The organism is Micromonospora sp. NPDC020750, from assembly GCF_044334565.1.
Classification (GTDB): Bacteria; Actinomycetota; Actinomycetes; order Mycobacteriales; family Micromonosporaceae; genus Micromonospora.
In genome coordinates this window covers 1-18,384 of sequence record NZ_JBIRTH010000004.1, presented here as the reverse complement: position 1 = coordinate 18,384, position 18,384 = coordinate 1, and the positions used below count along the sequence as shown (strand labels likewise).

Here is an 18,384-nt window from a genome sequence, read left to right as displayed (position 1 = left end):
AGGTTCAGAGCGATAGTCGATGCATGTTGACGGAGCATCGAGCGGTGGGCCCGCTCAGAGTCTTCCTGGTGCTGCTGTTCGGGATCCTGGTCATGTTCCAGACCCTCTCGCTGCCCGGGCAGTTCGCGCACATGGCCGAGGAGTCCCCGAACGATGCCTACCTCAGGTGGCCGATGACCGCCGTCTCGGTGTTCTGGGTGCTGTGCATCCAGGTCGTGATCGTGTCCACCTGGAAGTTGCTCACCCTGGTCAAGCGCGACCGCATCTTCAGCGACGCCGCCCTGGCCTGGGTGGACGCGATCGTGTGGGCGATCGCCGCCGCGTGGGTGGTGCTGCTGGGCGTGTTCCTCTACTTCGGCATCAACGCCTCAGACCCCGGGCTGCCGGTCCTGCTGTTCCTGATGCTGGTGGGTGTCGCCGTGCTGGGGCTCCTGATGGTGGTGATGCGGGCTCTGCTGCGGCAGGCCACCACACTGCGTACCGACATGGAAGCGGTGATCTGATGCCCATCGTCGTCCGCATCGACGTCGAGCTGGCGAAACGCAAGATGAGCGTCGGTGAGTTCGCCGAACGCGTCGGGCTCACACCGGCGAACGTGGCGGTGCTGAAGAACGGTCGCGCCAAGGCCGTTCGGTTCAGCACCCTGGAAGCCATGTGCCGGGTGCTCGACTGCCAGCCGGGTGACCTGCTCGAATGGGTCGAGGAATGAGGAGACCGATGAAGTACCTCGTCGCCGTCCTCGCCGTCGCGATCGGTGTCGCCGGCATCGTGCTCGGGGAGGCCGACGACTCGCCGGGCCTCCAACTCCTGGGCGTCGTGCTCATCGTCGGCGCGGTCACGTTCGGCGTGCGGACGGCCCGACGCGGCAGGTAACGGCACCACGCGGCCGGCACTGGTCGTCCAGCACGCCCACGGTGCTGCTGGACGACGTCTCCGGGGAGGCCGCGCTCAGCCGTCCCCCGTCGACGGGGCCTCGGGGTCGTCGATCACGGCGCCGGCGTGGAACACGACGCCACCGAGGACGTCGCGCCGGCGGCCGAGCCGCGCCCCGGCGAAGGTGACGTCGCCGTGGAACGAGGCGCGCCCCTCGGGACCGCCGAGCCGGAAGGCGGCCCCGGCGAACGTGCTCGCGTCGAAGCGGGTGGCACCGTGGAACTGGGTGCCCGCAAAGTCCGCGTGACCGACCTGGCACCCGCTGAGGTCGAGGTCGACCAGCGTCGCGCCGCACAGCGGCAGGTCCGTCCCCGGCCAGTGCCGTTTTCCCGCCCCGCCCGCCCCGACGGGTACCGCGCGCAGGCGCTCGGCGAGCAGCCGCTGGGCGTCGCGCCGCAGCCGGATCTCCCCCGCCTGGGCGGGAGTCAGCTCGCCGGTCACGTCGAACGGCAGCGGCCCCCGCAGGTACGCGCACACGGCGTCGGCCACACGCTGGCGCAGCTCCGGCCGCCCGTCACCGAGCTCGCCGAGGGCCCGCAGCCCCGCGCGGCGGACGTCGGGATCGCGGTCGGCGAGCTGACGGGCGTAGGGCGCGACGGGACCGTCGGCGACGAGCACGCTCGTGCCGTCCGGCCCCGGCGCGGACACCCAGCCGAGGGGCCAGCGCGCCGGCTCGTCGCCGGCCGCGCCGGCCCACCGGGCGCCGTCGAGGTCGACGGCGGTCTGGTCGAGGTGCACCGGCCCGCCGAACCAGGCGTCCCGGAACGCCGCGTCCGCGCCGAACCGCGCCTTACAGAACCAGGCGGGCCCGTCGAAGCGGACGCCCCGGAACGACACGGCCCCGACGAATCGGGCCCCGTCGCCGCCCTCCTCCCAGCCCTGGTAGTCGCCCATCAGGACGGCGACGGGCCAGCCCGGGTCGTCCTCGTTCGGCTCGTCCCAGGGCGCGGGTCGGATATCCTCGACGGCGTCCCAGGCCGGATCGTCCTCCCACAGCTCCTCCTCGCCCCGCCCGAACCAGGCCATCGCAGCGAAGCCGACCCGTTCGAAGCTGGCCGGCCCCCGGAACCGGGCACGCCCGAACACGGCGTCGGCGGCGAACCGGGCACCGTCGAACCGGGCCGGTCCGTGGAAGACGGCACGGGCGAAGACCGCGTCGCCGGTGAACCGGGCGTCGGCGAACGAGGTCGCCCCGAGGAACCGGGTGTCGGCGAACCGGGCCCCGGCCAGCTCACACCCGCCGAGATCGGCATCCACGAGGGTCGCACCGGACAGGTCCACGACGACACCCGGCGACGCTCCGCCCGCTCCCGCGTCCTCGCCTGCTCCGGCACGCGCGCCCGCTCCGCCCGTCTCGCCCGCCCCGGAGGCGGCGGGGCGCAGCAGCCCGACGAGCACCCGCAGGGCCGCCCGCCGCGGGTCGACACCCGCGCCGTGCGCTCCGCCCACAGGGCCCGTGCCGTCCACTGCCGGCGCGGCAGGGGGCGTACGCAGGTAGGCGCAGATCGCGTCAGCCGCGTCCTGGCGCAGCGCCGGGTCGGCCGCGCCGAACTCCGCCAGCCGTCGCAGTGCGCCCTCCCGCTCCGCGCCTCTCGTCTGCGTCACCTGCCGGACGGCGATTCGGAACTCCTCGACGCCTACTTCCCCGACCGGCACGCGCCCCTCCAGCCCCGGTGCGGCAGCCCGTCCCACCGGCATTCCCCGCCAGGACCGTCCCCGACGTGCCTGCGAAGGATAGCGACGGGAGGTGACAACACCCCCGGCACCGTGAAGATCTCCCAGGGCCGCCTCCGCGTCCGCCGTCAACGGCGAACATCCGGAGCAGACCGCCGCCGACATCGCCGCGCACCTGGCCGCAGTCCCCTGAGGAACTGGCCCCGCTGCCGGATCAGTCACCCGCCCCCGCCCCGGGCGGGATCTTCGCCGGTGTGATGGGCCGGTAGCGCACGTTCACGACCGCTGTGGGGTCGCCGTCGCCGGCCCGGTACAGACGGATCGGCGCGCCGCCGGGGTTGGCGTACAGCCGGATCCCCTCGCCGAGCAGGACCGACGCGATGTGCACGTCGATCTCAGCGGATCAGACCCACCAGCGTCGCCAGGCGCGACCGCGCGACCTCGACGATCACCGCCCGCGCACCGCCCGACACCGGCCCACAGCCGGCCCACCCCCAGCGCACTTTCAGAGAAAGAGTGCCTCAGACCGCCCGCGAGGCCACTCTTTCTCTGAAAGTGCGCGCCTTTGGGGCTGGTCCGACGGTGCTGGCCGGGTTGTCTCGGATTCCATACTTGTCTCGGATTCCATACCGCAGCGGCGATGCGGGCGCAAGGTATATGTAGATTGATCGATGGCTTGTAGGGTGGGCCCGTCGTCACCTACCCATGGAAGGGAAGTGGACATGCCCAGGATCACCGTTCGCGTCCTCGGTGCCCTCAGCGCGAGCGTGCTCGGCGCGACTCTCGGCGTCCTGGCGGTCGCCGCGCCTGCTCAGGCGGCGGCCCGCGATGGAGTCTGCGACGCCGGCGAGTTCTGCTACTACTACAACAGCGACCACGCGGGATCGATCTCGGATCACGCCGGATCACTGGCCGACTACGGCTCGACCCAGCCCGGTTGCTACGAGTTCAAGGGTGCCGGCAGCGGCCAGGGCCTGTGCGTCAAGAACAACGCCGCTTCCGTGTGGAACCGCACCAGCAACACGGTGCGGGTCTACTACAACAGCGACTACGACGGCTCCTACGCCTACCAGAACTTCGCGTCCGGCGCGAAGGCGAACCTGAACGCCACGCTGAAGAACAACAACGCCTCCCATCAGCTGATCTCCGCCGGTACGACCTATCCGGCCAAGGACGACTACCCGTACAAGGGCGCGACCTCGGGCATCGACCCGTGGAACTTCTACAAGGGGCAGTGCACCAGTTTCGCTGCCTGGGCGGTGCGGAGCCGGGTCGGCGTGCCCTTCCACAACCAGTACGGGGGCCAGGCGCGGTGGGGTAACGCCAAGGAGTGGGTGGCCGCTGCCGGGCGCGCCGGGGTGCCGGTCTACAACAGCCCGAAGGCCGGTGACGTCGCGGTCCGCCTGGGCGGCACCTACGGCCACGTCGCCTTCGTCACCAGCGTGAACGCCAACGGCACCTTCGAAATCGACGAGTACAACTACGTCAACGCGGACAAGTACAGCCACCGGACGGTGTCGGTGGGAACCGCCAACAACCAGTTCTCCAAGTTCATCCGCTTCAAGTGACCTTCCGCCTCAACTGAGGGTTGCGGGCACGCCGGCCTGACGGGGTGGGCGTGCCCGCATCGCAGGTGATCGCCGCCGCGAATTGCGGATGCTCAAGATCGTGACCTGCGGCCCGCGGCAGCGAAATGAGGTTGTACGAGCGCCTGTGATCAGCTTGGGTCAGTCCTCGTGACTGCCTTGGATCAGCTCGTACGGCCGGATCGCTATCCCCGGTCGTCCCGCTACGACCCGGCGTGGTTGCTCCGGCTCGACATGGGGCCGAACCCCCTGTGGCTGCTGGAGAACCTCGCTCAGGACCTTGATCTGCGCCCGGGGATGCGGGTGCTCGACCTTGGTTCCGGCAAGGGTGCGACGTCGGTGTTCCTCGCCCGCGAGTACGGCGTCCACGTCGTGGCGGCCGACTGGTGGGTCGGCGCGGACGAGGCCACGGCAGTCTTCGCCGAGGCCGGCGTCAGCGACCGGGTGGATGCGGTGCGGGCGGAGGCGCACGCTCTGCCCTTCGAGGAGGAGAGCTTCGATGCCATCGTGAGCGTCGACGCCTTCGAGTACTTCGGCACGGCGGACAGCTACCTGCCGTACCTGGTGCGGTTCCTACGTCCCGGTGGACAGCTGGGCATGGCAACGCCCGCGATGACCCGGGAGATCCGCGAGCTCGGGGCCATCCCCGCCCACATCAAGAAGGTGGTCGGCTGGGAGGCGGTCGCCTGGCACACGGCGCAGTGGTGGCGCTTCCACTGGGAGATCACCGAGCTGGTGACGGTCACCTCAGCGCGACTGCAACGAGACGGCTGGCGGGACTGGCTGCTGTGGACCCGGGCAGCTGCCGAGGCGCAGCCGGATGGCCAGGCATCGCACCAGCCCGTGATCGACATGCTCACCGCGGACAACGGCGAGCTTCTCACGTTCGCATTGGTGACCGCGCGCAAGAACTGAAGCCCGTTCGGTGCCGGGTGGGCCGGGCAGTGCCCTGGTGGCTACGCGACAGGGGACGGGTCACACCCCGCCGGGGCAGGTCGGTCACCGGGTGAGGCCGACGAGCGTCGCCAGGCGTGCCACGCCGGCCGGCACCGGGTGCGCCCGCGCGACCTCGGCGATCACCGTACGCGCCACCGGCCGGCACCGGACCTCCGCCGGCGCGACACCGTCCGCGTCGACCAGCACCCGCCCGGCCGCACGCAGGTCACCGAACTACAGGTACGCCCGCGCGGCGTCCACCAGGTACGCGGCCCGGTACTCGGCCGGCAGCCGCCGCCACGCCTCCCCCCGCACCACCTGCTCGTGCCGACCCACCGCCTCCCCGGCCTCCCCCAGCTCGACCGCCGCCACCACCCGGGCCAACTCTACGGCGACCGGCCCGAAGCTGGTCCGGTGCGGATCGTCCCCGGCCCCGAGCAAGGCGGCCACCCCGGCGGCCTGGTCGGCCAACTCCCCCCCCGGCCGGCGTCACCGCAACCGCTCACCCATGGCGGCCAGTCGTTTCTCGGCGGTCTCGCACGAAATCACCTCTCCCTGCTCACCCACCATCGGCCCCTGCCAGGTCGGCCTTTACCGGGTCGGCCTGCCCTGCGTTGGTCCCTATGGAGCTGCCCCGTTTGTGCGGTCGTTGGAGTGGGAGCGTGGACGGGGCAACTCCATAGGGGCCGAAGGGCAGGTCCCCGGCCGGGTGGGGGCATTTGGTCAGGTCGCCGCCCCGACTACCCGGCGCACGGGGCGGCACGGGGCGGCGCAGCGGCGGCCTCCCGGGCATTTGGGCGAAATGTGGAACAGCTGAGGTTCGGCGGAACCAAGGCCCCGGGCCCCGTGCGGCCCACCACTACCAGGAGCGCCATTTCCGACGGCACGACTGGCCGCGCGGGAGATCTTGGTAAAAAATGGCCCCCGGAGGGGCCAATTCCTTCCATGATCTCCGACCATCCTGAGGTGCGGAACGGAATTCCCGGAAGGTGGAAGAACTTCGGGCGGGACCGGACACCTCGCGCCTTGCCGAGGCCCTGCGTCTCCACCAACCACCCCAAGCCGGAAACCCTCACGGCTTTGCCTGGGCCCTGGTCCCGCACGGCGCCGCAGAGCAGCCACACCGCACGGAGGGACAACGAAAGATGGTTGGATAACGCCGTGCATCAGGCAATCGAATGGGTTGGGACGCCATGTGTTGGACTGCGGCGTCGTCGAACGATCGTTTCGCTTGGGCTTCGGCAAGGAGCGGGCCCGCAACAAGGGCCTGGATGCACCGGAACGCATCGTGAGAGATGCGCGAAGGGTCACGGCCCCGACTCTCTTCCACATCCAATGGCACGACGAGCTTTTCCCGCGAGATGGCCAACTGGCCCTCTTCGACATACTCGGATCACGGAATAGGCAATGGGTCGGTTTTGCAGGTAGACACGCTGATACCAAGCCTGCGGCTATCGCCCTCTGACGGAACTTCATATCCGAGCACATGGATCACAGCACCTGACTCGCCGCGACCCGCCCTTCATTCGGCAGCACTGGTTCGCCGGCGAGTCTCGATGACGCCTGCCAGGCATCCCGCCGCACAGCGCCACGACCGCCGCCGTCTCCGCCGGCAGTTCGAACCGGTCCCGGGTCACCGACACCCCTCCCCCGTTGGCCACCAGCACCCGCCGCGCCACTTCCAGCAGGGTGATCCGCTGCGGTTTGCCGGCCAGACTCGCCACGACCAGGCACCCGACCCGGCGCATCACCAGCAGGGCCGGCATCTGTGGGGTCGTGACGGCCGTCCCGCCGAACGCCCAGTTGTGGACCTCGATGTCGGCGTACCGGTCCGAGGTCAGCACGGCACGCGCCTGGTCCGCATCCTCCGCCCGGAGCAGCGCCGCCGTACCCAGCCAGGCGGCACCGTCGTCGGACAGCAACGGCCCGTACGCGATCAGGTCGTCCCGGTCCGGACGTACGCCGAGGTCAGCGACGGCAGAAGCGGTTGCCGGCCTTCCGCCGCAGACGCGCCTCGTCCGGGTCTCCCACCCGCGAACAGTGCCACCGACGGCGTTCAGATCAGATAAGGACCGGACAGTCAACAAGCGACTCACAATTGGGTTAGGCCACAAGCGGCCCGGAACTGCAAGGGCATTGAGATTGTCATCTCTGCCGACAAAGTTCCTGGTTGACGAGGAGAGCCGGTTCTATACTTGCCGCCGGAATACGCTCCGGCCCATCCGGGTCGAGGGGAAACAACCAGTACGAGGATTTGCGTATGCGCCGGAATTCTGCCCTGAACAACGGCGCTGCCGGCGCCCGCAGATCCGCAATCGCCGAGGAACAGGAGTTTCTCGACGTGGCCACTGCCCGGCGCGACAGGCTGGCCGACCACCTGCAGGCCGAGCTCTCGTCAGACGCCCTGGACGCGTTGGAACGGGCCCGGCAGCGGATGCTCCGCCAGCAGTACGAAGAGCTGCGGCGAGCACGGGAAGGGCTGGTCTTCGGCCGCCTCGACGGCCTTGACGGAACCGTGCGACACGTGGGCCGGGTCGGTCTCCGCACCGACGGCGAGGACAGTGAGCCACTGCTGGTGGACTGGCGCGCCCCCGCAGCACGGCCGTTCTACACCGCGACGGCTGTCGACCCGCAAGGTCAGGCACGGCGCCGTCACGTACGCACGACGGGATCCGTCGTCGTCGGCGTGGACGACGAGCCGCTGGACGGCACCATGACGGCGGAACTCGTCGGTGAGGGCGCCCTACTGGCCGCCCTCGACCAGCGGCGCACCGGCCGCATGTCGACGGCTATCTCCACGCTGCAACGCGAACAGGACGACATCATCCGGGCCGAGGCGACCGGCCCGCTGATCGTTCAGGGCGGTCCCGGCACCGGCAAGACCGTCGTTGCTCTGCACCGCGTCGCCTACCTGCTGTTCGCTCACCGGAAGATGGCCGACCAGGCGGTCCTGGTCCTCGGCCCCTCGCCGCGGTTCCTCCAGTACATCGCCCAGGTGCTGCCCGCGCTCGGTGAGACCGCCGTCGTCTCGGCGACCTGCGACACTCTGCTGACCGAGATCCGCGTGGGCCGCGACGAGAGCCGGCTTCTCGCCGAGATCAAGGGCCGCGCCCTCTGGCAACCCGCGCTCGAAAACTACGTCACGTCGCTACTTCCCCGGCCCCGTGAGCTGAAGCTGCGCTGGGAGGGCGAGTTCCACGTCATCACCGCCGCAACAGTGGCACAGGCGCTCACCTCGGCGGTGCAGGGACGTCCGTACCACCGCGCCCGCGCGGCGTTCGCCGAGCAGCTGCACCACCTCCTTGCCGAAGCCGTCGTCGAACAGCGCGAGGCGCTGATGAACGAGATGGAGGAGGGCTTCGAGGACATCCTCGCCCGCTTCGACAGGGGCATGAAGCAGGACCCCCACTTCGGCAGGACGTCCACCGGCAGTGACGTCGACGGATTGCTCTCCGAGGAAGAGGTCGAGCAACTTCGTCATCGCATCGCCGAGAACGCCGCTATCGCCCGATTCATCGAGGCATGGTGGCCCACCCGCGACGCCGAGCACCTGCTGCGCGATCTCCTGACCGACCGCACCCTGCTGGCCCGGTTCGCCCCACAGCTGTCCCCGGAGGAGATCACCGCCGTCTCGGCCGAGCCCGCCCCGTGGGCATCGAGCGACATCCCCCTGCTCGACGCCCTCGCCGACCTGCTGGGCGCGGTCGAAGCCCCGCAACCACAGGGCGAGTTCGTCGCCGACCGCGCTCGCCGGCAGCGCGACTGGGTGTACGGCCACGTCGTCATCGACGAGGCACAAGAGCTGTCCGAGATGCAGTGGCAGATGGTGCTGCGGCGCTGTCCCAGTCGCTCCATCACCGCGGTCGGCGACATCGACCAGGCGGAGGCAGCGCACCGGCACACCAGCTGGGCGCAGGCGGTGCAGGCTGCTTTCGGAGACCGCTGGACCGCCGCGGAGCTGACCATCTGCTACCGGACCCCGCGCGAGGTCATGGACCTCACCGAACCGGTGCTGAAGAAGGCCGGCAGCCACAACGCGCCGCCCCGGGCGGTACGCTCCTCCGGCATCGCCCCCTGGGAGCTCACGATCACGCCCGCCGAGCTTGCCGGCGCCGCCGCCCAAGCTGTACGACAGCTGCAGCAACGGTGGCATGGCGGCACGGTCGGCGTCATCGCCCCCGCCGACCGCATCGCCGAACTCCTAGCCGCGCTGAGCGATGTGCCGGTGCTCACCGCCACCCAGTCCAAGGGATTGGAATGGGACGCGACGCTACTCATCGACCCCCAGGGCATCGCCGCTGAACCACGCGGCTGGAATGGGCTCTACGTCGCGCTCACCCGATGCACCCAGGAACTCGGGCAGTTGATGCTCACCTAGCAGTCGCCATGCCTATGGAAAACACGCTGACCGGTCCGCAGCCGCCCGCCGGTCAGGACGGCCGGCCGCCGAACGCCCAGTTGTGCACCTCGATGTCGGCGTACCGGTCCGAGGTCAGCACGGCACGCGCCTCGTCCGCATCCTCCGCCCGCACCAGCGCCGTTGTGCCCAGCCAGGTGACGCCGTCGTCGGACAGCAACGGCCCGTACGCGATCAGGTCGTCCCGGTCGCGCTGCGGTGAGAGGTCGAGGGTCTCCCCCGCGCCGAGGCCCAGCACCAGATACCGGTTACCACCCGTCCGGCCGCCGGGGAAGTCCCACATGGTGCGCCCCAGCGTGTTGCGCCAGCGGCGCAACAGCACATCGCGGTACGCGCCGGCCTGGTAGTTGGGCTCGTCGAAGGCGAAGGTCCGCGCGGCGGCGGAATCGGGCAGGTCCAGGATGTGCACACTGCCTGTGAGCGTGGCGCCGTCGACCGCGAAGGTCGGGCCGCGAGCGATCATCTGCGCCGCGTACCGGTCCATGTACGACCAGTGCTCCTGTAGCAGCTCGCTCCGGAGCGCCGCAGAGCCGCGCCGATCACGGTGGTAGCAGAAGAACTCCATGCCCCAGATCCTGCCGCCGCGCGCCGAACACGGACGCGGAGGGGTGCCGCCCGCGTCACGTGCCGCAGCCGTCGCCCCGCAGATGACCATGGTCGCCCCCCCGCTGCTGGCTGCTGGGCCAGGCGGCCGGGATGCCAGAGGCACAGCGGACGGGTCATGCCCACTCGCCCCTTTGCTCTGCTGCCGTCACCGCAACACCAACACGATGCCGCTGCATGGCATGGGCCAGCACGAACGGACGGCAGAAAACGCCGCGCACCCCGCACGTTGCACAGGGGGCAGCAGAGCAAAGGAGTCGATACAGGTATCACCAGCAGATCAGCGACGACGCCAGCGCCCAGTACCTGATCTCCCGTTGGGTCGACCTCGCCCGCGGGCTCATCCTGCGGGGTCGACCGCTGCGGTCGAGCGCGACCGACAGCGGGTTCTACGACCAGCCGCACCTGGTCCGCCACTTCAAGCGGAGCCTCGGCGTCGGCCAGTCCGCCTTCGCCCGCGAAACCGGGGCGACTCTCGCAGCGCCACGGCCCATGACGTCGTACGTCGGTCGTACGCTCCCGGCATGACGAAGAGTGAGACGCGCACCCTTGCCGCGCCCGGCGCCGACCTGGTCTACGACGTCCGCGACCCGCTCGCCGCGTCCGCCGGGCACCGCACGTTGCTCATGATCGGCCAGCCGATGACCGCCGAGGGCTTCGGCTCGCTCGCCGAGCACTTCACCGACCGGACGGTCGTCACCTACGACCCCCGGGGTCTGGGCCGCAGCGTCCGCACCGACGGCCGGTCGGACCACACGCCGCAGACCCAGGCGGGCGACCTGCACCTGCTGATCGAGGCGCTCGGCACCGGCCCGGTCGACGTCTTCGCCAGCAGCGGTGGCGCGGTGACCGCGCTCGAACTGGTCGCGTCCCACCCCGGCGACGTCGGCACGCTGGTGGCGCACGAGCCGCCGATCAACGCCGTGCTCCCCGACGCCGCCGCCGCCGACCGCGCCCGGGCCGGCTTCCACGAGGCGTACCAGGCGAAGGGCAACGGCGCCGGAATGGCCGCGTTCATCGCGATGACGTCCTGGCAGGGCGAGTTCACCGACGCCTACTTCACCCAGCCCGCGCCCGACCCGGCGGCGTTCGGCCTGCCGACCGAGGACGACGGCACCCGCGACGATCCGCTGCTGTCGAAGGCCTCCTGGGCGATCATCGACTACCGACCCGACGCGCAGGCGCTCACCGCAGCACCGACCCGGATCGTGATCGCGGTCGGCGAGGAGTCGGCGGGGACGTACACCGCACGTACGGCCGTCGCCACCGCAGCGCTGCTCGGCCAGGAGGCCACGGTGTTCCCCAGCCACCATGGGGGCTTCCTCGGCGGCGACTTCGGCTACGCGGGCAAGCCCGCCGAGTTCGCGGCGCGACTGCGCGAGGTGCTGGACGCCGGCTGACGGCCGTGGGCGTTCACGGTGTCGGCCCTAGAGCGCCACGATTGCTGCCGTCTCCGCCGGCAGGTCGATGCGGTCCCTCGTCACCGTGACCCCCTCTCCCGTGGCCAGCAGCACCCGACGCGCCATCCCCGGCAACGTGATCCGCTGCGGCTTGGCCGCCAGGTTCGCGACCACCAGCGTCTTCCCCCGCCGCAGCAGCAGGAACTGGTCCCCGTGCCGGACGTCGACCCGGTCCAGCCGGGGATCGGACAGGTCGGCGCGGCTCTTGCGCAGCGCGATGAGCCGCCGGTGGAAGTCGTACATCTCGCGGTGTTCGGGTTCGTCCAGCTCGGCCCAGTCGAGCCGGGAGCGGGCGAAGGTCTGCGGGGCCTGCGGGTCGGGGACGTCGTTCGAGGTCCAGCCGTGGGCGGCGAACTCGCGCTTGCGGCCGGTGGCCACGGCGGTCGCCAGCTCGGGCTCGGGGTGGCTGGTGAAGAACTGCCACGGGGTGCTGGCCGCCCACTCCTCCCCCATGAACAGCATCGGGGTGAACGGGGCGGTGAACAGCAGCGTCGCCCCCACCCGGAGCAGCGCAGGAGACAGCGACGCCGAGATGCGGTCGCCGGTGGCCCGGTTGCCGATCTGGTCGTGGTTCTGCAGGTACGCCACAAACCGGTGGCCCGGGGTGCGCTGCCGGTCCACCGGCCGGCCGTGACTGCGGTTGCGGAAGCTGGACCAGGTGCCGGCGTGGAAGAACGCCCCGGTCAGCACCTCCGACAGGCACTCCAGGGAGCCGAAGTCGCCGTAGTAGCCCTGCCGCTCGCCGGTGAGCAGGGTGTGCAGGGCGTGGTGGGCGTCGTCGTTCCACTGGGCGTGCAGGCCGTACCCGCCGGCCTCCCGGGGGGTGACGAGCGTCGGGTCGTTGAGGTCGGACTCGGCGATCAGCGACAGCGGCCGGCCCAGGTGGGTGGAGAGGGTCTCCACCTCCGCCGCGATCTGCTCCAGCAGGTGGGTGGCGCGCGAGTCGGGCATGGCGTGCACGGCGTCGAGCCGCAGCCCGTCGACGTGGTAGGCGCGCAGCCACATCAGCACACTGTCGAGGATGTAGCGGCGCACCCCGTCGGAGTGCGGGCCGTCGAGGTTGACGGTGCGGCCCCAGGCGTTGTCCTGCTCGGCGAGGTACGGCGCGAACATCGGCGCGTAGGCCCCGGAGGGCCCGAAATGGTTGTAGACGACGTCGAGGATCACCCCCAGACCCTTGGCGTGGGCGGCGTCGACGAGGCGTTTCAGCCCGTCCGGGCCGCCGTAGGGCTCGTGCGGGGCGTACCAGCAGACCCCGTCGTATCCCCAGTTGTGCTCGCCGTTGAAGGCGTTGACCGGCAGCAGCTCGATCATGTCGACGCCGAGGTCGACCAGGTGGTCGAGGCGGTCGATGGCGGCGTCGAAGGTGCCCTGCGGGGTGAACGTGCCGACGTGCAGCTCGTACAGGACGCTGCCGGGCAGTTGCCGGCCCGTCCAGCCGGTGTCGGTCCATTCGAAGGCCGCGTGGTCGTAGCGCCGGCTCGGGCCGTGCACCCCCGCCGGCTGCCAGGCCGAGCGGGGGTCGGGCAGGGCCCGGTCCCCGTCGTCGATCAGGTAGGCGTAGTCGGTGCCGGGGCCGGCGGCGGGCACCTCGACCCGCCACCAGCCGTCGGGGCCGGCGCGCATCTCGTGGTCGGCGTCGCCGGGCAGGCGCAGTCGGAGGCGGGCGGCCTCCGGCGCCCACACCGTGAACTCGGTCATGACGCAGCCTCCACGAACTCGGTGGTGGGAGCCAGCAGCGCGACGGGGTAGGTGGCCAGCAGGTCGGCCAGCGGGATCTCCCCGCCACCGTAGACCCGGCCGGTGAACAGGTCGGTCAGCTCGTGAACGGGAAGTGACAGGGTGGTGTCGCCCCAGCCGCCGGCGCGGGCCAGCCCGAGCGGCAGCCGGGTGGCGACGGCGACCGCGCCGCCCCGGTCGAAGGCGAGCGCGTGCGCGGCGGCGGGGCCCCGGGCGGGCAGCGGGCGGTAGCCGGTGAACAGCTCCGGGCGGTCGCGGCGCAGCCGCAGGGTCCGCGAGACCACGAGCAGCTTCGCCGCGCCGTCGGCGTCCACCGCCGGCCGCCAGCCGGCGTCGAGGCGGGCCAGCAGCTCCCGGCGTACGGCGAAGTCCACCGGGCGGCGGTTGTCCGGGTCGACCAGCGAGTTCTCCCACAGCTCGGTGCCCTGGTAGGTGTCGGGCACCCCGGGCATGGCGAGCTGGACGAGCTTCTGCCCGAGGGAGTTGGACCAGCCGGCCGGGGTGATCTCGGCGGCGAACGCGGTCAGCTCGGCGTGCAGCTCCGGGTCGTCGTACATCCGGTCGACCAGGGCGTGCACGGCGTGCTCGAAGCCGGGGTCGGGGTCGGCCCAGCTCGTGACGACCGACGCCTCCCGGGTGGCCTTCTCGGCGTACGCGTGCAGCCGCTCCTGCTCGATCGGCCATGCCCCGACGGCGGTCTGCCAGAGCAGGTGGGCGAACGCCGGGTCGGGCAGCGGCGCGGCGGCGGTCCACCGGGTGATCCGCTCGGCCCAGCGCTCGGGCAGCTCGGACAGCACCGCGAGCCGGGCCCGGACGTCCTCGCCGCGCTTGGTGTCGTGGGTGGACAGGGTGGTCATGGCCGCGGGCCAGCGGGCCTGTCGGGCGGCGGCGAACCGGTGGAACTCGGCCGGCGGGGCGCCGAAGTGGGCGGGGCTGCCGCCGACCTCGTTGAGGGCGACGAACCGGCTCCACCGGTAGTAGGCGGTGTCCTCGACGCCCTTGGCCATCACCGCGCCGGACAGCTGCGGGAACCGCTGCCCCAGCTCATCTTCGGGGTCGCGCAGCCGGCGGGTGACCGCGTCGAGGGCGGCGGTCAGGTCGGGGCGGCGTCGGCCGGCCTCGGAGCGGGCGTCGGCCAGGTGCCGGGCGCCGTGCGGCGGGTACCCCCGGTAGACCGGGAAGCACGCGGCCAGCTCGGCCAGGGCCGCCCGGGCCTCGGCCGGCTCCAGCTCGGGGGCGAGCGCGGCGAGCCGGGTCAGCTCGGCGGCGAGCAGCCGGGTGGCCGCCTCCAGCTTGGTGTCGTGGATCAGGTCCGACCAGGAGGTGCGGTGTCCGGTCAGCCGGGTGTCCAGGGTGGTGAAGTCGCCCTCGGCGGACCCGTCGACGAAGAGGCCGCCGACGGGCGCCAGGGCGTCGTAGCCGGTGGTGCCGTCCACCGGCCAGTCGGGCAGTTCCTCGCCGTACTCGAGGATCTTCTCCACCAGCAGCCACGCGTCGGGGGCGGCGGCGCGCAGCCGGGCCAGGTAGCCGGCCGGGTCGCGCAGCCCGTCGGGGTGGTCGACCCGGATGCCGTCGACCTCGCCGGCCGCCGCCCAGCGCAGCACCTCCGCGTGGGTGGCGGCGAACACCTCCGGGTCCTCCACCCGCAGGCCGGCCAGGTCGGAGACGGCGAAGAACCGGCGGTACGTCAGTTCGCGGTCCCCGCGCCGCCAGGAGACCAGCTCGTAGTGCTGCCGGTCGTGCACCTCGAGGGCGGTCCCGTCGCCGGTGCCGTCGGCGTCGCCGGTCCTTTCGCCGGCACCCTCGGCGGTGCCGTCGGCGATCGGGAAACGGTGTTCGTGGTAGCGCAGCTCCCCGTCGACGATCTTGAGGTCGTCGAGGGCGTCCGGGGCGTCGGAGAGCACCGGCAGCAGCAGCCGGCCCCGGTCCCAGTCGATGTCGAACCAACGCGCGTACGCCGAGGCGCGGCCCCGGCGCAGCACGTCCCACCAGGCGGGGTTGGCCGCCGGTTGGGCCACCCCGGCGTGGTTGGGCACGATGTCGACGACCAGGCCGAGCCCGGCCGCGCGCAGCGCCCGGACCAGCCGGACCCGGCCGGCCTCGCCGCCCAGCTCGGGGTTGACCGCCCGGTGGTCGACCACGTCGTAGCCGTGCGCCGAGCCGGGGGTGGCGGTGAGCAGGGGCGCGCTGTAGAGGTGGGTGACGCCGAGGTCGGCCAGGTAGCCGGCGAGGCCGGCGGTGGCGTCGAGGTCGAATCCGGGGCGGACCTGCACCCGGTACGTCGCGCCGAGGCGGGTGTCGGGCACGGTCAGGCCGTCCTCTCCAGGACCACCAGGGAGCGGTCCGGTACGCAGATCGTGCCGCCCGCCTCGACGAGGGTCGGCTTCTCCGGTTCCGGTTCCGCGGTGCTGATCACCAGCTCCCACCGCTGGCCGAACTCCTCCCCGGGCAGGGTGAAGTCCAGCGCGGCGTCGTGGGCGTTGAAGCAGAGCAGGAACGAGGTGTCCCGGTGGCGCTGGCCGTACTGGCCGCGCTCGGGAATGCCGTCGCCGTTGACGAACAGGGCCACCGAGCGGCCGAAGTCGTTGCCCCAGTCCTCGCCGGTCATCTCCCGACCGTCGGGGGTGTACCAGGCCAGGTCGGGCAGGCCCGAGCCGGCGGCCCGGCCGCCCACCGGCAGGCCGGTGAAGAACCGGCGGCGGCGGAACACCTGGTGGCTGCGGCGGAACTCGACGAGCCGCCGGACGAAGCCCAGCAGCGCCTCGTCGGCGTCGTCCCAGTCGACCCAGGCCAGCTCGCTGTCCTGGCAGTACGCGTTGTTGTTGCCGCGCTGGGTGCGGCCCAGCTCGTCGCCGTGGCCGATCATCGGCACGCCCTGGGAGAGGATCAGGGTGGCCAGGAAGTTGCGCCGCTGCCGCTGCCGCAGGGCCAGCACGCCCGGGTCGTCGGTCTCGCCCTCGATGCCGCAGTTCCAGGACCGGTTGTGGCCCTCGCCGTCCCGGTTGTCCTCGCCGTTGGCCTCGTTGTGCTTGTCGTTGTACGACACCAGGTCGTTGAGCGTGAACCCGTCGTGGCAGGTGACGAAGTTGATGCTGTGGAACGGGCGGCGGCCGTCGTCCTGGTACAGGTCGGCGGAGCCGGAGATCCGGGAGGCGAACTCGGCGAGGGTGGCCGGCTCGCCGCGCCAGAAGTCCCGCACCGTGTCGCGGTACTTGCCGTTCCACTCGGTCCACACCGGCGGGAAGTTGCCCACCTGGTAGCCGCCGGGGCCGACGTCCCACGGCTCGGCGATCAGCTTGACCTGGCTGACCACCGGGTCCTGCTGGACCACCTCGAAGAAGGTGGACAGGCGGTCGACCTCGTAGAACTCGCGGGCCAGGGTGGCGGCCAGGTCGAAGCGGAACCCGTCGACGTGCATCTCGGTCACCCAGTAGCGCAGCGAGTCCATGATCAGTTGAAGGGAGTGGGGGCTGCGGACGTTGAGGCTGTTGCCGGTGCCGGTGTAGTCGACGAAGTACCGGCGGTCCTCCTCCGAGAGCCGGTAGTAGCTGGGGTTGTCGACGCCCTTGAAGCTCAGCGTCGGGCCCAGGTGGTTGCCCTCGGCGGTGTGGTTGTAGACCACGTCGAGGATGACCTCGATGCCGGCGGCGTGCAGCGCCCTGACCATGCCCCGGAACTCCTGCACCTGCTGGCCGAGGTGGCCCAGCGCGGAGTAGCCGTGGTGCGGGGCGAAGAAGCCGATGGTGTTGTAGCCCCAGTAGTTGCGCATTCCCAGGTCGGCCAGCCGGTGGTCGTGGACGAACTGGTGCACCGGCATCAGCTCGACGGCGGTGATCCCGAGCTGCTGGAAGTACTCGATCATGACCGGGGAGGCGATCGCCGCGTACGTGCCGCGCAGCTCCTCCGGGATGCCGGGGTGGCGCATGGTCAGCCCGCGCACGTGGGCCTCGTAGATCACCGAGTGGTGGTACGGGGTGCGCGGCGGCCGGTCGTTGCCCCAGTCGAAGTACGGGTTGACCACCACCGACTTGGGCATGAACGGCGCCGAGTCGGTCTCGGACATCCGGTCCGGGTCGCCCAGCTCGTAGTCGTAGACGGCCGGGTCCCACTGCACGTCCCCGTCCACCGCCTTGGCGTACGGGTCGAGCAGGAGCTTGTGCGGGTTGCAGCGCGGCCCGTCGGCCGGGTTCCACGGGCCGTGGACCCGGTAGCCGTACCGCTGCCCCGGTTCGATGCCGGGGATGTAGGCGTGCCAGACGTACGCGTCGACCTCGCGCAGCTCGACGCGGCGCTCCGCCCCGGTGTCCCACTCGTCGAACAGGCAGAGCTCGACCCGCTCGGCCACCTCCGAGAAGATCGCGAAGTTGGTACCCATCCCGTCGTAGGTCGCCCCCAGGGGGTACCGCTCGCCCGGCCAGACCTGCATGTCGCTCCTCAGCCCATGATGATGAACGCCCCTACCGGGCGGCCCGGCGAGCGCACGCCGCTAATGCCCCGCCGAGGGTCCGCCCAATCCACCGTTTCGTGCCGTAACCAAAATCCACCCACCTGATACCGGCCGCCCGTTTGGGTGGCGTCCGTCACCTTGGGCCCTCTCAGGATGCGGTTCGGCCCCGGATGCCCTTTCCTTGATGCGGAGGCATGCGCCCGCGCACGCCGGCACTCGGCCCTCGGCCACCCCCACCACTTCCCTTTTCGCCGCCACCGTTGCCGGCGCGTTCCACCATGCATGGACGGAGTTTGATGTGACGACCCTGCGGGCCGGCGAGCAGACCGCCACCGCCACGGACCGGACCTGCCGGCCCGTTCCCACCTCCCGGCCTTTGCTCCCACAGTCCGCCGGGGGCGGGGTGCCCCCGCAGACCCGCCGAATCCTGATGCTGTCCTGGGAGTACCCGCCCGTGCTCGTCGGCGGCCTCGGCCGCCACGTCCACGCACTGTCGGTCGCCCTCGCCGCAGCCGGCCACGAGGTCACCGTCGTCACCCGCCACACCGACGGCGCACCCCACGAGGAGTACGCCGACGGCGTACGCAT

16 protein-coding genes are annotated in these 18,384 nt (G+C 71.4%); 8 read left to right on the top strand and 8 right to left on the bottom strand.

Going from position 1 to position 18,384, the window contains the following annotated elements; translation table 11 throughout:
* Nucleotides 1-44: 44 nt before the first annotated feature.
* The 3 genes from ACH4T9_RS13935 to ACH4T9_RS13925 are packed head-to-tail and all read left to right on the top strand — an operon-like array spanning nt 45 to nt 873.
* Nucleotides 45-503: a DUF2975 domain-containing protein gene (locus ACH4T9_RS13935; protein ID WP_387018305.1), complete on the top strand. Its 459-nt coding sequence runs from the start codon at nt 45-47 to the stop codon at nt 501-503.
* A complete protein-coding gene (locus ACH4T9_RS13930) occupies nt 503-709 on the top strand; it encodes a helix-turn-helix transcriptional regulator (protein WP_091094605.1) in 207 nt (68 codons plus the stop codon). The genes ACH4T9_RS13935 and ACH4T9_RS13930 overlap by 1 nt, the downstream gene beginning before the upstream one ends.
* 8 nt (nt 710-717) lie before the next feature.
* Nucleotides 718-873, top strand: a complete 156-nt coding sequence (locus tag ACH4T9_RS13925; protein WP_396673021.1) for a hypothetical protein — start codon at nt 718-720, stop codon at nt 871-873.
* A 75-nt stretch (nt 874-948) separates the two neighbouring features.
* Here the strand turns inward: ACH4T9_RS13925 and ACH4T9_RS13920 are convergent, their stop codons facing one another.
* A complete protein-coding gene (locus ACH4T9_RS13920) occupies nt 949-2,538 on the bottom strand; it encodes a pentapeptide repeat-containing protein (RefSeq protein ID WP_396673022.1) in 1,590 nt (529 codons plus the stop codon).
* Between the two features lie 283 nt (nt 2,539-2,821).
* A complete protein-coding gene (locus ACH4T9_RS13915) occupies nt 2,822-2,995 on the bottom strand; it encodes a hypothetical protein (protein WP_396673024.1) in 174 nt (57 codons plus the stop codon).
* 334 nt (nt 2,996-3,329) lie between these two features.
* On the opposite strand from ACH4T9_RS13915, the gene ACH4T9_RS13910 reads away from it, so the two are divergent.
* Together ACH4T9_RS13910 and ACH4T9_RS13905 are read left to right on the top strand one after the other, a co-directional pair.
* Nucleotides 3,330-4,175: a CHAP domain-containing protein gene (locus ACH4T9_RS13910; RefSeq protein ID WP_396673025.1), complete on the top strand. Its 846-nt coding sequence runs from the start codon at nt 3,330-3,332 to the stop codon at nt 4,173-4,175.
* A 168-nt stretch (nt 4,176-4,343) separates the two neighbouring features.
* Nucleotides 4,344-5,108 (top strand): SAM-dependent methyltransferase, encoded by a 765-nt coding sequence (locus tag ACH4T9_RS13905; RefSeq protein ID WP_396673027.1) that lies wholly within the window; start codon nt 4,344-4,346, stop codon nt 5,106-5,108.
* A 255-nt stretch (nt 5,109-5,363) separates the two neighbouring features.
* Here ACH4T9_RS13905 and ACH4T9_RS13900 read toward each other — a convergent pair whose 3' ends face one another.
* Together ACH4T9_RS13900 and ACH4T9_RS13895 are read right to left on the bottom strand one after the other, a co-directional pair.
* Nucleotides 5,364-5,600: a hypothetical protein gene (locus tag ACH4T9_RS13900; RefSeq protein WP_396673029.1), complete on the bottom strand. Its 237-nt coding sequence runs from the start codon at nt 5,598-5,600 to the stop codon at nt 5,364-5,366.
* 1,001 nt (nt 5,601-6,601) lie between these two features.
* Nucleotides 6,602-7,051, bottom strand: a complete 450-nt coding sequence (locus tag ACH4T9_RS13895) for a hypothetical protein (protein ID WP_396673030.1) — start codon at nt 7,049-7,051, stop codon at nt 6,602-6,604.
* A gap of 248 nt (nt 7,052-7,299) precedes the next feature.
* Between ACH4T9_RS13895 and ACH4T9_RS13890 the strand changes: the two genes are divergently transcribed.
* Complete coding sequence (locus ACH4T9_RS13890; protein WP_396673032.1) at nt 7,300-9,507, top strand: HelD family protein; 2,208 nt, start codon at nt 7,300-7,302, stop codon at nt 9,505-9,507.
* Nucleotides 9,508-9,559: 52 nt separating this feature from the next.
* Here the strand turns inward: ACH4T9_RS13890 and ACH4T9_RS13885 are convergent, their stop codons facing one another.
* Nucleotides 9,560-10,111, bottom strand: coding sequence for a YciI family protein (locus ACH4T9_RS13885; protein WP_396673033.1), 552 nt, complete (start codon nt 10,109-10,111; stop codon nt 9,560-9,562).
* Between the two features lie 562 nt (nt 10,112-10,673).
* Between ACH4T9_RS13885 and ACH4T9_RS13880 the strand changes: the two genes are divergently transcribed.
* Complete coding sequence (locus ACH4T9_RS13880) at nt 10,674-11,549, top strand: alpha/beta fold hydrolase (protein ID WP_396673034.1); 876 nt, start codon at nt 10,674-10,676, stop codon at nt 11,547-11,549.
* Nucleotides 11,550-11,576: 27 nt separating this feature from the next.
* Here ACH4T9_RS13880 and treZ read toward each other — a convergent pair whose 3' ends face one another.
* The 3 genes from treZ to glgX are packed head-to-tail and all read right to left on the bottom strand — an operon-like array spanning nt 11,577 to nt 17,775.
* Entirely contained in the window at nt 11,577-13,310 is a 1,734-nt protein-coding gene (gene treZ / locus ACH4T9_RS13875; RefSeq protein ID WP_396673035.1) for a malto-oligosyltrehalose trehalohydrolase, read from the bottom strand.
* Entirely contained in the window at nt 13,307-15,655 is a 2,349-nt protein-coding gene (gene treY / locus ACH4T9_RS13870; protein ID WP_396673036.1) for a malto-oligosyltrehalose synthase, read from the bottom strand. The genes treZ and treY overlap by 4 nt, the downstream gene beginning before the upstream one ends.
* A 2-nt stretch (nt 15,656-15,657) precedes the next feature.
* Nucleotides 15,658-17,775 carry a glycogen debranching protein GlgX gene (gene glgX, locus ACH4T9_RS13865; protein WP_396673037.1) on the bottom strand — a complete coding sequence of 706 codons (2,118 nt, stop codon included), beginning with the start codon at nt 17,773-17,775 and terminating at the stop codon, nt 15,658-15,660.
* A 319-nt stretch (nt 17,776-18,094) separates the two neighbouring features.
* Here glgX and ACH4T9_RS13860 point away from each other — a divergent pair.
* Nucleotides 18,095-18,384: glycogen/starch synthase (locus ACH4T9_RS13860; RefSeq protein ID WP_396673038.1), on the top strand; the 290-nt coding region annotated here is incomplete at its 3' end.